Origin of the sequence: Streptosporangium subroseum (genome assembly GCF_900188345.1) — a bacterium.
Classification (GTDB): domain Bacteria; phylum Actinomycetota; class Actinomycetes; order Streptosporangiales; family Streptosporangiaceae; genus Streptosporangium; species Streptosporangium subroseum.
On the sequence record NZ_FZOD01000034.1, the window covers coordinates 1 to 12911 of the forward strand.

The window sequence follows — 12911 nt, forward strand, 5'->3', positions numbered from 1 at the left end:
CTCAAGGAGCGCAAGCACCGCATCGAGGACGCCGTTCGCAACGCGAAGGCGGCCGTCGAGGAGGGCATCGTCCCCGGCGGTGGCGTGGCCCTGCTGCAGGCCGGCGCCAAGGCGTTCGACAAGCTCGAGCTCTTCGGCGACGAGGCCACCGGTGCCGCGATCGTGCGCAAGGCGCTCGAGGAGCCGCTGAAGCAGATCGCGATCAACGCCGGTCTCGAAGGCGGCGTCGTGGTGGAGAAGGTGCGCAACCTCACCCCCGGTGAGGGTCTGAACGCCGCCACCGGCGAGTACGTCAACATGTTCGAGTCGGGCATCATCGACCCGGCCAAGGTGACGCGTTCCGCTCTGCAGAACGCGGCGTCCATCGCGGCGCTGTTCCTCACCACCGAGGCCGTCATCGCCGAGAAGCCCGAGAAGGCTGGAGCTGCCCCCGCAATGCCCGGTGGCGGCGACATGGGCTTCTAGCCCATCTTCAACCTGTGCGTCGGGGATGTGGGCCGGTGGATGTCCCGGTCTCTGGGGCCAGCTCGTCGAGGTGCATCGACAACTCCACCAGGACCGGCTCGTCGTGGTCGAAAGCCGGTGCCGGCCGAGGTCATCGACCGGCACCGGATCTGATCCCTGTGACAGCGCCACGATCTCCCGCTGCGCGGGCCGGGGCAGGGGTGCGCAGCACCGGTGGCGACACGGACGGCTTCACCGCGATCAACACCGGGGGGCTGGCGATGGAGTTCGGGCCGAGCCCGGACAACCCGTGGGACGAGGACTCGATGACCGACCGGCCCGAGTCGCCGAGCGTGCTGACCATGGCCGTCTACCCGGACCGGACGGTGGTGCGCGCGTTCGACGTACTCACCGGTGAGCAGATCAACGAGGTCGAGGTGGCCAACCCGCTCTACCGCGGCTGATCGCACCGGCACGGAGGACGACGGAACCCGGCCCGGCAACGACCGGGCCGGGGTTCCGGCACAGCCGCGGCGGCCATCGAAGCCGGGAACCCACCCGGCTCGGCCGCACCTCAGTGCTGAGCACTCCGAGGGGGTGCCGTTTCGGGGGACTCGGGGGTGCTGGACACGAGTGTCTGGAAAAGTGATTCGATCTGCCGGGCGAGCTGCTCCGGCTCTGCCTCCGCGAGTGCCGTCGTGCGTAGAACGTTGCGCATAAGCCACACCCCGGCCTGAACGGCGAGCATCAGTTCCGCGCGGACTTCGGCGCCGGAGCCGGACAATTCCTCACGAAGGTGCCGTCCGGGATGCCGCTCGATCGCCTCGCATATGATTTGCGCCGCTCTGGGGTTGGGCGCCGATTTCAGCATGATCAGAAACGGCCCGAGTTCCTCCGCCTCCGGCGCCGTCCTGGCCACAAGTGCCCGTGCGCTCTCGTCGGCCAGTTCCGGGCCCGTACCGGCGATCACCGTACGCGGGGCGCTGGCCACGTCGACCGCTTCGGCGAACAGCTGTTCCTTGGAGCCGAAATAGCGGTTGATGAGCATCGCGGTCACGCCCGCGCTGTGGGCGATGTCGCGTACTCCCACTCCGTCGTAGCCGTGCCGGGTGAAGGCGGTGATCGCCGCGTCCAGGATGGCCTGCCGGGTGGCGGTGGCGTCGCGTCGGCGCTTGGCCGATGGGCTGTGCTCCGGCTGTGCTCGGCCGGTGCTGGACGCGGTGTTGTCAACCATGTCTACAAGTGTATAGTGAGATGTAAGTCTACGAGTGTAGATATGAGGTGACCGATGCTTCCGGCACCTGAACATTGTTTGTGAGGACATCCATGGATCTTCAGTTGACGGGTAAGCGCGCGCTGGTCACCGGCTCCAGCTCCGGCCTCGGCGAGGCGATCGCCAAAGCTCTGGCCACCGAAGGGGCCCAGGTGGTCGTGCACGGCCGCGACCGAGCTCGTACCGAGGCCGTCGCCGACGCCATAGGGGCGGCCGGTGGCAGCGCCGTCGTCTCCCTCGGAGACCTGACCACCGACGACGACGCCGACGCCGTGGCCGAAACCGCGTTGGCCGGTGGGCCGATCGACATCCTGGTCAACAACGTCGGCGCCGCCCCCCACCGCGACTGGGAAACGGCCACCGCGACGGACTGGAGCCAGATCTACGAGCTCAATGTCATCTCCGGCATTCGCATGATCCGGCGTGTGGTGCCCCGGATGCACGAGCGCGGCTGGGGCCGCGTCATCCAGATCGGCGGCGGACTCGGTCTGCAGCCGACCGCTGACCTGCCGCACTACAACGCCACCCTGGCCGCCCGCCACAACTACACGGTCTCGCTGGCCCGCCGCCTGAAGGGCAGCGGGATCACCTCCAACGCCGTCGCCCCCGGCGCCATTCTGACCGGCAACGCCCGGCAGTACATCACCGATCTCGCCCCGGACCGCGGCTGGGGCGAGACCTGGGAGGAGATCGAACGCAACGCGATCGAAGAACTGGTGCCCAACGACGTCGGCCGCCTGGGGAGGGCCGAAGAGATCGCCGCCGCCGTTCTGTACCTCAGCGGCCCCCTCGCCGCCTATGTGACCGGCACCACGCTGCGGGTCGACGGCGGGACCATCCGTGGCATCCATTGATCGCCCCGCGCCGGCCGCCGGTGCGGCTGTCTCACCGACACCCGACCTGGCTGTGGTGCGGCGCAGGCCCCGCCCCGGGCGAACGATTTTCCACCGCAGCTCGATCGATACAGGACCTTTCGCCCAGCCCCATTGCCAGAGCCGTCACCGGGCGAGTTTGGCGAGCATGTCGGGTAGCTCCGCTTCGTGCACCACGGCAAGGCGTTTGGTGGCTCGGGTGATCGCCACGTAGAGATCGTGACCCCCCTTGGGTGACTGGGCGAGGATCTCGTCAGGAGCCACGACCACGACGGCGTCGAACTCCAACCCCTTGGACTGGGTCACGGTGAGCACCACCACCGGTGCCTCGAGATCGACCTCGGCGAACCCGGTATGACGCGCGTTGGGAACGATGACGGCCAGCCGTCCCTCACCGATCGCGGCGAGCTCGGATTTCACCACCTCCGCGAAGTCGAGTGACGTCTGACGGATGGCGCGGGGCGGAGCCTCGCCGGTGCGGACCGACTGCGGGGGGACCTGGTCAGGAGCCACGGCGCGCAGGACGTCTGCGGCCACGTCCATGATCTCGGCCGGGGTCCGATAATTGATCATCAGTCGCTCCTCGCGCCAGCGTTCCTCGGCATAGGGAGCCAGCACCTCTTCCCAGGTGCGGGCGCCCGCCGCCGATCCCGTCTGGGCGATGTCGCCGACCACGGTCAGCGAGCGGGTCGGGATGCGCCGCATGACCGAACGCCAGGCCATCGCCGACAGCTCCTGGGCCTCGTCGAGGATCACGTGACCGTAGACCCACGTCCGGTCGGCGGCCGCGCGCTGGGCGGTGGTCAGCGCTGGGCCGCGGTCGTGGTGGCGTTCGGCCAGGGTGCCGACGTCCAGCAGGTCGCCGAGCCTCGCCCCGGCCTCGTCCAGGATCTCGAAGTCCTCGTTGTAGGTCAGCACGTCCCGGGCGTAGGCCTGTTCGTCGCGCCGTTCGGCGGCGTTGGCCCGATCCCGTTCCCGATCGCCGGTCAGGTCGGAGCCGAGCAGTTCGGCGGCCTCGTCGAGCAGCGGCACGTCACCCACCGTCCACGGCGCACCCGGCGGACGCAGCAGCTCCCCGGCCTCGCCGGCGTCCAGGCCCGCCGAGAGCATCGCCTCCCAGTCGGCCAGCAGCTCGCCGACCAGTTGCTCCGGAGTGAGGATCGGCCACAGCTCGTCCATCGCCTGCCGTACCGTCGGCTGTTCCCACAGCACCCGGCACGCCTCCCGCAGCGTCTCCTCCTCCTCGACCCGCATCTCCTCCTCGTCCGGCGGCAGCTCCAGCCACGAGTCGCCGTCGTCGGGCAGCACCACCCCCAGCTCCTCCTCATCCATCAGCCGCTCGTACTGCTCGGCCTCGGCGGTGGCCAGCGCTCGCAGCATGTCGAGCACGAACACGTGCCGGGACTCGTTGTGCGGGCTGCGCAGCGCACGGGCTCGGTCGCGGGCGATGACGCAGGTGCCGTGGTCCACGCGGAGCGTCGTCCAGTCGACCACGACTTCCTTGCCGCCGCGCACCGACGTCCGAGCGGGGATCTTGACCTCGAGGTCCCCTCGGGGGACCCGCTGCCGATCTTGTACGGCTCCCGCCATCACCTCGGCCATCCGCAGGGCACCCTTGATCACGGCCTGGGACGGGCTGTCCTCCGCCGTCGCCGCGATGCCCGGATAGAGCCGCCCGAGCGTGGTCATCACCACGTCGCTCTCGCCGAGGGAGGGCAGCACCTGCTCGATGTAGCGGGAGAAAAGGTCGTTGGGCCCGATGATCAGAACGCCCCTGCGCTCCAGGACGTCCCTGTGCGTGTAGAGCAGGTAGGCGGCGCGGTGCAGCGCGGCAACCGTCTTACCGGTGCCGGGACCGCCCTGGACCACGAGGGTCCCGTGCAGGCCCGAGCGGATCACGCGGTCCTGCTCGATCTGGATGGTGGCCACCACCTCGCTCATCTTGCCGGTCCTCGCCCGGCGCAGCGTCGCCAGGAGTGCCGCCTCCCCGACCAGCGACCGGCGGTCGGCGTCGCTCATCCGATCGAGGTCGAACACCTCGTCGTCGACGCCGATCACGGTCCGGTTGCGGGTGTGCAGGTGGCGGCGCCGCACCAGCGAACCCGGGTTGCCGGGCGTGGCGGTGTAGAACGGGCGGGCGGCAGGGGCCCGCCAGTCGATCAGGACCGGCTCGCCGTCACCGTCGCGCAACCCGATTCTGCCGATGTAGAGGGTCTCGCCGTCGGAGTCGTCGACCCGGCCGAAGCACAGGCCGTGCTCCACCCCGTTGAGCCTGGCGAGGCGCCTGGCGTACTCGCCGGAGAACATCTCCCGCTCGACCATGCCCCGAGCGGTGCCGACACCGGGACTGCGGTGCGCCTCCTTCAGAGAGGTCTCGGCCCGCTCACGCGCCTCGTCGAGGTGGCAGTACAGCATGGTGATGTGGGACTGCTCGGCTTCGATCTGAGGGCTTGACACTTGACGGCTCGACATTTCCTTGATACGCTCCTTTTGGCTGGGGGCGTTTACGCTTTTCCGTGCGATAGCGCTAAGAAAACGAGTATAAACCGTCCCGTACGCCGATGCACCAGCCGGGCCTCGCCCGCCGTGCGGTCCGCCGGCTTAGAGCCGCGAATCACCCCACCGAGTAGGTCACCGACCCCGTCGGGCGATGACCGGCAAGACGGTGAGGCAGCGTAGTCGTCTGCGGTATTCGTCATGGTTGTGGGCTCGGTCGGCATGCCCGGATCTCGCCCCGGCGGCGAACGACACGGGCGCGAATCATCTGGTGCGACATCTCGACGGCCTGATGTTCATCCACCGGATACGCGAAGACCCTCTTCGCCGCGTGCCGCCGGCTGCGTACGCCTCTGCTCTCGCTCGGGAAAGATCGTCATGGAGTGATCGGCGGAGCCGCAAGGCATCGCCGGAACCTACACGATGATGATAAAAATCGACGGGGTGTAGAGTTTGGGGTGAGGGAGCGGTTCAGCCCCTTTCGAGTCCTCTCTGGAGGAGCAATGCGGAAGCAGAAGTGGCTCATCACCGGTGTCAGTACGGGCCTTGGGCGTGCCTTCGCCCAAGCCGCCTTGGCCGCCGGGCACACCGTCGTTGGAACGATCCGCTCCGAGGAGGACCTGCGGGCCTTCGAAGGGCTCAAACCCGGGTACGCTCACGGCCGCATCCTGGATGTGACCGACGGCGACGCCGTCGCGAGTGTGGTGGCGGAGGTGGAGCAGAGCGTCGGCCCGCTGGATGTCGTCGTCGCCAACGCCGGTTACGGACTGGAGGGCACCTTCGAGGAAACCCCGCTGGCCGAGGTGCGGCGGCAGTTCGAGGTCAACGTATTCGGGGCAGTGGCCACCCTGCGGGCGGCACTGCCCCACATGCGCCGGCGCCGCCGCGGACACCTGATGGCCGTCACCTCCATGGGCGGGCTCATGGCCGTGCCCGGCATGTCCGCCTACTGCGGCAGCAAGTTCGCCCTGGAAGGCATCCTCGAGGCACTGGGCAAGGAGGTCGCGCCGTTCGGGATCCACGTGACGGCGATCGAGCCCGGCTCCTTCCGCACCGACTGGGCCGGACGGTCCATGACACGCGCCGCGCAGTCCATCGACGACTACGACGAGCTGTTCACCCCCATCCGTGAAGCGCGGCAGAAGGCAAGCGGGAACCAGCTGGGCAATCCGGCCAAGGCCGGAGACGCCGTCGTGCACATCGCGTCGGTCGACCAGCCGCCGGCCCATCTCGTCCTGGGCTCGGACGCGCTGCGACTGGTCACCGCCGCGCGCATGGCCGTGGACGAGGACATCCGCGCATGGGAGACGCTCTCCCGTACGACCGACTTCGCCGAGGGCGCTCAGCTCTGATGCCCGGCCACCACCCCGCGCGGAGCCGACGCACCACCGAACGCAAGGGTGACGTCCGGGAGCGGGCCATTCTGGACACCTGCGAAGCTCTGCTGGCGCAGAAGGGCTACGACGCCATGACCGTCGGCGACATCGCCCAGGGCGCCGGCATCACCCGCGGCGCCCTGTACTTCTACTTCGGCTCCAAGCAAGAAGTGGTCACGGCACTCGTGGCCCGGACCGTTGAGCACCTGTGGGAGCGGTCCCGGGCCACCGCGGAGACCGACGAGCCGCGCCAGGCCATCGCAGCGGCCATGCGGCGCACGGTCGAGCTGTGGAACGAGCACGGCCTGGTCATGCGCACGGCGATCGACCTGTCGTTGACCGTGCCGGAGATCGGCGAGCTGTGGAGCCATACGGCTGACCTGTTCATCACGGCCATCACCGCCGTCTTGGAACGAGCCGGCGTTCAGGCCGGCACCGAACCGGACCAGGCGCCGGCGATGGCACGCGCCCTGTGCTGGATGATCGAGCGGACTTTCTACCACGCCTCGCAAGAGTCCCGCGAGAAGTTGCGGAAGGCATCTTCGACCTGCGAACACATCTGGCTGATCAGCGCCGGCCTGACCGCCTGACACATCTGGCACGGACGTTGAGACTCAAGAATCGCACCGCGCGATTAAAGATCGGCGAACCGGACATGGCCGCGGATGAGCGTGCGACCGGGATCCGTCAGGAGGTGGCCGCCGAGTGCGGGTCGCCGAGGTACGGGAACCGGTCCAGGGTATCGGTGTGCGGCGTCAGACCGGTGGGCGGCGCCTCGTTCTTGGTGAGGAACGCGACGCGGATGTCGATGACGTCTTCCGTGAATGTCCGGCCATTGGGGTACGCGGCCGGCTTGGACGGATCGAAGTGCAGCACGTCCGGCAGGAGGCCGTGCTCGTCGAGAGCGGTGATCGCCTCCTCACGCGAGTAGCCGCCGGTGTGGCCCAACAGATGGACGAACTGGTCCGTCCATCTGGCCCGATCGTTGACCGGCTCGCTGGCGTTGTACTCCTCCTTCGTGTCGTCGGTGTTGAAGAAGCTGCTCATCGACGGGTGTCCGGCCCGGTCCGCGTGGACGAGTTCGCCGTCGCGCAGGACGCTGCACCGGCCCCAGACGTGCAGCTCGGGCTTGGGCGCAAGCTCCGCGGTCGGCAGTTCGATGGCCATGGAGAAGACATTGGCCGTGCTGTTGGAGTCGACGCCGGTCCACGGGGACTTCCCGCCCAGATGCGGTGCGGTGAAATTCCGGTTGCCGCCGGTGTCGAACAGATCCTTGATTCCGTCGAAGTCGAAGAAAAAGGCGTCACTGCGGCTACCGGCGGCCACCTTGTAGTCGCCGCCGCTGACCACGTTGGCCTGGGGGCCGAAGGAGACGGCGGCGTCCGACACGATCTTGGTGCCGATCGCCTCGGGCCTGCGGGACTCCGCACCGGTTGCCATGAAGACGCTGTAGGTCTGGGAGCCGTCGGATGCCGGCGGGCTGAAGACCCAGCTGAAGGCGACGTCGGTCAGGTAATCGCCGTCGTTGTCGATGTTCAGGCGATATACGGCGTCGGGGTGCAGGGCATCCGCGTTGGGATTGGCGTTGAGGATGAGAACGGTCCTGCTCGGATCGCCGGGTGCCCCGAAGGCGTAGAGGTCGCACAGGTCGAGGCGCTGGTCGCCGAGTGGTGGCCCAAGGCTGAGGCCGGTGAAATGGTTGGACATGTCAGGCCCTTCCATTGCTCGCTCGCCGGAAGACCGCTAGAACGACCGTTCTGTGGCGCGGTCACGTCCAGTGGAGTGGTGTATGAGTTGATCTCCGCATGGTCCTGTTTCTGCAGCTAAGCCCTCCTGTCAAAATAGACAGAAGGTGGCAAATAGGTGCAAAACTCCGCATCGAGGACGGGGAAGAAACATCCCTTCGTGGGGGAGAGGCGCGCAACGCCGGGGACCGGCGGGATGCCGGCGCCGACCGCGTGGCCGCGAAAATCTCGCCGTCTCGGTGCCGTCCGGCCGCTCCGGCGGCCGGATCCGTCCGTCTCCGGGGACCCAGTACGGCGCGCGGCAGCGGCGGCGTCGTGGGGACGCCCTGCCCGATGCCGCGACCGCGGGCGATCGCGCGACGGAAGATCGCGAACTGCGTCTCCCGATATTGACGTTTTCTTGACGCTCTGACCTCATTTATGCCCTCCTGGCCTCAGTAAGGTGCTTTTCGTCTTTACGCATCTTTGACGGGGGTAGTTGGATTGGCCGGCGAGGACGGGTCACTGCGGACCTGGTTGCTGAAGGGGTTGCAGACCGACCGCAAGCAGATCGAGCACGGCCCGCACACGAAGCACTCATGGTGGCGCGTCATGTGCCTCACGGGCGTCGACTATTTCTCCACGCTTGGCTACCAGCCGGGCATCGCCGCTCTTGCCGCCGGTGTCCTCTCACCCGTGGCGACCCTTCTGCTGGTGCTCCTCACCCTGTTCGGCGCGTTGCCGGTCTACCGGCGGGTGGCGCAGGAAAGCCCTAACGGGCAGGGATCGATCGCGATGCTGGAGAAGCTCGCCCCGCAATGGTGGGGCAAACTCTTCGTGCTCGCACTGCTGGGGTTCGCGGCCACCGACTTCGTCATCACGATGACGCTGTCGGCCGCCGACGCGACGGCGCACATCCTGGAGAACCCCTTCGTCCCCGACTTCCTCGACGGTCAGCGGGTGCTGGTCACGCTCTTCCTCCTGGCCCTGCTCGCCGGGGTGTTCCTCCTGGGATTCAGCGAAGCCATCGGCATCGCGGTGGTGCTCGTCTTCGTCTACCTGTCGCTCAACGCGGTCGTGGTGGCCACCGCGCTCGTGCACGTGGCACAGACGCCCAACCTGGTCGTGGACTGGACTCAGGCGCTCCGCGTCGACTACAGCAGCCCATTCGCCATGATCGGCCTGTCGCTGCTGGTGATGCCCAAGCTCGCGCTCGGCATGTCCGGATTCGAGACCGGCGTCGCGGTGATGCCCATCGTCAAGGGCGATCAGCCGCAGCGGATCAAGGGCACTCAGCGACTGCTTACCGTCGCCGCCCTGATCATGAGTGTCTTCCTGATCTTCAGCAGTTTCGCCACGACCGTCCTCATCCCTCACCAGGAGTTCGAGGAAGGCGGCAAGGCCAGCGGCCGGGCCCTGGCATACCTGGCCCATGACTTCCTCGGCGACTGGTTCGGCACGCTCTACGACGTCAGCACGATCGCGATCCTGTGGTTCGCCGGCGCCTCCGCCATGGCAGGCCTGATCAACCTGGTCCCGCGTTACTTGCCCCGCTATGGCATGGCGCCCGACTGGACGCGTGCCGTACGGCCGCTCGTACTGGTCTTCGCCGTCATCGCCTTCACCATCACGATTATCTTTGACGCCGATGTCGAGGCCCAGGGCGGCGCGTACGCCACCGGAGTCCTGGTGCTCATGCTGTCGGCGGCGGTCGCGGTCACCCTGTCGGCCATCCGCAAGGACCAACGGGCCGCGACGGCCGGGTTCGGCCTCATCTCCGCGGTGCTGGCCTACACGCTGGTCGACAACGTCATCGAAAGACCCGACGGTGTCAAGATCGCCTCGTTCTTCATCATCGCGATCATCGTCACCTCGCTCGTCTCCCGGGCGACGCGCTCCACGGAGCTACGCGTCAGCGAGGTCCACTTCGACCCGCTCGCCGAGCAGTTCATCAACGATGCCTGCGCCGAGATCCACCTGATCGCCAACGAGCCGCACCAGCGCGACCAGGCCGAGTACACCGACAAACGGCGTGAGCAGTGGCTCAACCACCGGCTGCGCAGCGAAGAGCCGATCATGTTCGTCGAGGTGACCGTCGTGGACGCCTCCGACTTCGAGACCGAGCTGTACGTACGCGGCGAGGAACGCCACGGTCACCGCATCCTGCGCTTCGAGAGCCCCACCGTACCCAACTCCCTGGCCGCGCTCCTGCTGGAGCTGCGCCGGCGCAGCGGGCAGGCGCCACACATCTACTTCCACTGGACCGAGGGCAACCCCGTCACCGCCATGCTCCGCTATCTGCTGTTCGGCGGCGGTGACGTGCCACCGCTCACCCGAGAGGTGCTGCGCCAGGCCGAGCCCGACGTCACCCGCCGCCCGCACGTCCACGTCGGCTGACACTCACTCGCCCGCTTCGCGCGGGTTCACTGACTGACGGCTCTCCTGTACAGCCGCGTGGCCAGCGGCACGAACACGACCAGGAGCACGAGCGACCACAGTATCGACGCTGGCACCGCGTGCTGCAGCGGCCAGACGCCGGGCACGGGCATGGCCGGGCTGGTGTTGCCGAACAGCTCGCGCGTGGCCTGGAGGAGCGTGGAGATCGGGCTCCATTCGGCGATCACCTTCAGTGGCCCGGGCAGGCGCACTGTCGACGAAGGCGTTGGACAGGAAGATCAGCGGAAGCGACACGATGGTGGCCACGCCGTTGAACACCTCGGGCGTGCGCAGGGCCAGTGCGACCGTCGCCGTCACCCAGGAGAAGGCGTACGCGAACAGCAGCAGCCCCAGGAATCCCAGGGCCGCTTCGAGCGGCGAGGTGTGGATACGCCATCCGACGAGCAGCCCGACGAGCGCCATGGTCACGATGCTGGTCACATTCGTGATCAGGTCGCTGAAGGTCTGGCCGGTCAGTACCGCCGAGGGCGACATCGGCAGGGTGCGGAACCGGTCGAAGATGCCTTTCTGCAGGTCCAGCGTGAGGGCGTACCCGGTGATCTGCGCGCTGGTGGTGATCGTCATGACGAAGATGCCGGGGAGCAGGTATTCCGTGTACGACATGCCGGGCAGTTCGATCATACTGCCGAAGACGTAGGCGAACAGCAGCACCAACACGATCGGCAGCAGGACCACGCCGCCGAGCATGTCGGGTGCTCGCTTGATCTTCAACGCGTTGCGCTTGGTGATCGTCATGCTGTCGGCGAGCGCCATCCGCAGGGTGTTCATCGCACGGTCTCCCTGATCTTCTCGTCGGTCTCGTGTCCCGTGAAGGTCAGGAACACGTCGTCCAGGGTCGGCCGGCGCAGTCCGGCATCGCGTACGGTGATCCGTTCGGCGGTCAGGTGACCGAGGGCCGTGGTCAGTGCGGCGGCGCCGCCGGTGACCGGGATCGTGACCTGCAGGGCGGTGACGTCGATCTGCAGCTCCCCGACGGCCAGCGGCGCCAGCGTTCGCCTGACGGCCTCCAGATCCGCCGCGCTCGTCACCGACAGCTCGATCCGGTCGCCGCCCACCTGGTCCTTGAGCTCGTCGGCGGTGCCGAGCGCGATCACGTGGCCGTGGTCGACCACCCCGATGCGGTCGGCGAGCCGGTCGGCCTCCTCCATGTACTGGGTGGTGAGCAGCACGGTCGTGCCCGTCGCGACGAGTTCGGAGATGACCTCCCACAGGCTTGCCCGGGCCCGTGGGTCGAGGCCGGTCGTGGGCTCGTCGAGGAACAGCACCGGCGGGCTGACGACCAGTGCCCCGGCCAGGTCGAGCCGGCGCCGCATGCCGCCGGAGTAGCCCTGCACCGGGCGGTCACCCGCCTCCGTCAGGTCGAAGCGCTCCAGCAGCTCGCGGGCCCGCTGCCTGGCACGCTTGACGCCGAGGTGGTAGAGGCGGCCGACCGTCTCCAGGTTCTCGGCGCCGGTGAGGTGGTCGTCGACGGCGGCGTACTGCCCGGACGCCCCGATGTGGGATCGCAGCCGGCGCGCGTCGCGGACGACGTCGAATCCCGCGACCGTGGCATGGCCGGCATCCGGCTTCAGCAGCGTGGTCAGGATCCGCACCGTCGTCGTCTTGCCGGCGCCGTTCGGCCCGAGCAGGCCGAACACCGTTCCCTCGGGGACCGACAGATCCATCCCGTCGAGGGCGACCACGTCGCCGTACTTCTTGACCAGCCCCTCGGCCACTATTGCGTCTGACATGGCGGTCTCCTCTGGTTGTCAGGAACGATGGATGACGACATCGCCGCCGGACGCCGCCGTAGGCGGTCTTGGCGGCGATGCCGGTCAGGGCGTGATCGACGATGCTGTCGCCGTGGGCAGGGTTCGGGCGTGGCTCGCCGGTTACCTCGCGCAGGCGAATCGCGCCGTGTGAGGCCTTGACCACCGCCGTGCCGTCGGTGCGGGTGTCGCCGCTGGTCGTAGTGATCTCGGCGTGCCCGGTCGAGCGGGTGACCGAGACGTCGCCATGGGCGGGGCCATTCGGCCGCATCACCTGGTCGGTGTCCTGCCGCAGGCGGTCTGTCTGTCATGCCGATGCGCGTGCATCATCTGTCGGACGTGACCAGGGCGCCGGCTTTAGCTGCCGGGCCTGGCGGTCCAGCGCTGCTTGGCGCGGTGGGCGAGCGCATCGAGCATGCGGGGCCCTCCCCGGCGACTTCGCGGATCGGGGGTCCGTCCGCCGCGCTCCGCCGTGGCGGGCGCGGCCTTGGGAGGGTGGTCCAGCACCCTCTCGGGGGTCC

General features: G+C 68.2%; 13 protein-coding genes. 7 read left to right on the forward strand and 6 right to left on the reverse strand.

Going from position 1 to position 12911, the window contains the following annotated elements; all coding sequences use genetic code 11:
• Window positions 1-465: TCP-1/cpn60 chaperonin family protein (locus tag CHC08_RS28230; RefSeq protein ID WP_275937215.1), on the forward strand; the 465-nt coding region annotated here is incomplete at its 5' end.
• Between the two features lie 200 nt (window positions 466-665).
• Window positions 666-908, forward strand: coding sequence for a hypothetical protein (locus CHC08_RS28235; protein WP_089210417.1), 243 nt, complete (start codon window positions 666-668; stop codon window positions 906-908).
• A 110-nt stretch (window positions 909-1018) separates the two neighbouring features.
• On the opposite strand, the gene CHC08_RS28240 is transcribed toward CHC08_RS28235, so the two are convergent.
• Entirely contained in the window at window positions 1019-1678 is a 660-nt protein-coding gene (locus tag CHC08_RS28240) for a TetR/AcrR family transcriptional regulator (RefSeq protein ID WP_179282251.1), read from the reverse strand.
• A 92-nt stretch (window positions 1679-1770) separates the two neighbouring features.
• Here CHC08_RS28240 and CHC08_RS28245 point away from each other — a divergent pair, with 92 nt between their 5' ends.
• Entirely contained in the window at window positions 1771-2571 is an 801-nt protein-coding gene (locus CHC08_RS28245; protein WP_089210418.1) for an SDR family NAD(P)-dependent oxidoreductase, read from the forward strand.
• A gap of 144 nt (window positions 2572-2715) precedes the next feature.
• On the opposite strand, the gene CHC08_RS28250 is transcribed toward CHC08_RS28245, so the two are convergent.
• The gene (locus CHC08_RS28250) at window positions 2716-5061 is read right to left on the reverse strand and encodes a HelD family protein (protein ID WP_089210419.1); all 2346 of its coding nucleotides are present in this window, start codon (window positions 5059-5061) and stop codon (window positions 2716-2718) included.
• Between the two features lie 527 nt (window positions 5062-5588).
• Here CHC08_RS28250 and CHC08_RS28255 point away from each other — a divergent pair.
• A complete protein-coding gene (locus CHC08_RS28255; RefSeq protein ID WP_089210420.1) occupies window positions 5589-6437 on the forward strand; it encodes an oxidoreductase in 849 nt (282 codons plus the stop codon).
• A complete protein-coding gene (locus CHC08_RS28260) occupies window positions 6437-7051 on the forward strand; it encodes a TetR/AcrR family transcriptional regulator (protein ID WP_089210421.1) in 615 nt (204 codons plus the stop codon). The genes CHC08_RS28255 and CHC08_RS28260 overlap by 1 nt, the downstream gene beginning before the upstream one ends.
• 97 nt (window positions 7052-7148) lie before the next feature.
• Here CHC08_RS28260 and CHC08_RS28265 read toward each other — a convergent pair whose 3' ends face one another.
• Window positions 7149-8168: a DUF4331 family protein gene (locus tag CHC08_RS28265; protein ID WP_089210422.1), complete on the reverse strand. Its 1020-nt coding sequence runs from the start codon at window positions 8166-8168 to the stop codon at window positions 7149-7151.
• A gap of 521 nt (window positions 8169-8689) precedes the next feature.
• Here CHC08_RS28265 and CHC08_RS28270 point away from each other — a divergent pair.
• On the forward strand, window positions 8690-10582 hold the full coding sequence (locus CHC08_RS28270) for an APC family permease (RefSeq protein ID WP_218825520.1): 1893 nt from the start codon (window positions 8690-8692) through the stop codon (window positions 10580-10582).
• Window positions 10583-10585: 3 nt separating this feature from the next.
• On the opposite strand, the gene CHC08_RS28275 is transcribed toward CHC08_RS28270, so the two are convergent.
• Both CHC08_RS28275 and CHC08_RS28280 read right to left on the reverse strand, forming a co-directional pair.
• Window positions 10586-11410, reverse strand: coding sequence for an ABC transporter permease (locus CHC08_RS28275; RefSeq protein ID WP_245878615.1), 825 nt, complete (start codon window positions 11408-11410; stop codon window positions 10586-10588).
• Complete coding sequence (locus tag CHC08_RS28280; RefSeq protein ID WP_089210424.1) at window positions 11407-12372, reverse strand: ATP-binding cassette domain-containing protein; 966 nt, start codon at window positions 12370-12372, stop codon at window positions 11407-11409. Before CHC08_RS28280 ends, CHC08_RS28275 begins: the two co-directional genes overlap by 4 nt.
• A gap of 31 nt (window positions 12373-12403) precedes the next feature.
• Between CHC08_RS28280 and CHC08_RS49770 the strand changes: the two genes are divergently transcribed.
• Window positions 12404-12544 carry a hypothetical protein gene (locus CHC08_RS49770; protein ID WP_179282252.1) on the forward strand — a complete coding sequence of 47 codons (141 nt, stop codon included), beginning with the start codon at window positions 12404-12406 and terminating at the stop codon, window positions 12542-12544.
• A 203-nt stretch (window positions 12545-12747) separates the two neighbouring features.
• Here CHC08_RS49770 and CHC08_RS49775 read toward each other — a convergent pair whose 3' ends face one another.
• Window positions 12748-12897, reverse strand: a complete 150-nt coding sequence (locus CHC08_RS49775; RefSeq protein WP_179282253.1) for a hypothetical protein — start codon at window positions 12895-12897, stop codon at window positions 12748-12750.
• Window positions 12898-12911: the final 14 nt, after the last annotated feature.

Coding starts and splice junctions, on each gene's coding strand:
- CHC08_RS28240 (WP_179282251.1), bottom strand. CDS start 1,678: ATGGTTGACAACACCGCGTCCAGCACCGGCCGAGCACAGCCGGAGCAC.
- CHC08_RS28245 (WP_089210418.1), top strand. CDS start 1,771: ATGGATCTTCAGTTGACGGGTAAGCGCGCGCTGGTCACCGGCTCCAGC.
- CHC08_RS28250 (WP_089210419.1), bottom strand. CDS start 5,061: ATGTCGAGCCGTCAAGTGTCAAGCCCTCAGATCGAAGCCGAGCAGTCC.
- CHC08_RS28255 (WP_089210420.1), top strand. CDS start 5,589: ATGCGGAAGCAGAAGTGGCTCATCACCGGTGTCAGTACGGGCCTTGGG.
- CHC08_RS28260 (WP_089210421.1), top strand. CDS start 6,437: ATGCCCGGCCACCACCCCGCGCGGAGCCGACGCACCACCGAACGCAAG.
- CHC08_RS28265 (WP_089210422.1), bottom strand. CDS start 8,168: ATGTCCAACCATTTCACCGGCCTCAGCCTTGGGCCACCACTCGGCGAC.
- CHC08_RS28275 (WP_245878615.1), bottom strand. CDS start 11,410: ATGAACACCCTGCGGATGGCGCTCGCCGACAGCATGACGATCACCAAG.
- CHC08_RS28280 (WP_089210424.1), bottom strand. CDS start 12,372: ATGTCAGACGCAATAGTGGCCGAGGGGCTGGTCAAGAAGTACGGCGAC.
- CHC08_RS49770 (WP_179282252.1), top strand. CDS start 12,404: ATGACGACATCGCCGCCGGACGCCGCCGTAGGCGGTCTTGGCGGCGAT.